The 510-nt window shown below is 63.5% G+C and carries 1 protein-coding gene; it reads right to left on the reverse strand.

Annotation, left to right across the window (positions count from 1 at the left end; all coding sequences use genetic code 11):
• The coding region (locus tag ACXJKJ_RS32370; RefSeq protein ID WP_457395866.1) for a 2-oxo acid dehydrogenase subunit E2 at positions 1–510 on the reverse strand (510 nt) is incomplete at both ends.

Below are 510 nucleotides of genomic sequence, written 5' to 3' on the forward strand. Positions count from 1 at the left end.
CTGCAGTTCTTCCAGGCTCAGCTTGCCGTCACGGGCCTTCTTGGCGTAGTCGGCGATGGTCTTCTCGATGTCGGCAAAGGACATGCGCTCGACGTTGCGCAGCACCGGGGTCACCAGACCCTTGTCGGTCGACACGGCGATCGAGATATCCGAGTAGCCGTGATAGATGACGTCATCGCCGTCGATCGAGGCATTGACCAGCGGGAAGCGCTGCAGCGCATTGGCGGCGGCCTTCACGAAGAAGCTCATGAAGCCCAGCTTGATGCCATGGGCCTTGACGAACTCGTCCTGCAGATCCTTGCGCGCGGCCGAGACCTTGGACAGGTCGACCTCGTTGAAGGTGGTCAGCATGGCCGTGCTGTTCTTGGACTGCATCAGGCGCTCGGCGATGCGCTTGCGGATGCGGGTCATCGGCACGCGTTCTTCCGGACGTGCGCCACCGGCCTTGCCGGCGCCGCCGTTGCGGGCGWAGTTGACGATGTCTTCCTTGGTCACCGCACCGTGACGGCC

It is taken from the genome of Roseateles sp. P5_E1, assembly GCF_054049335.1.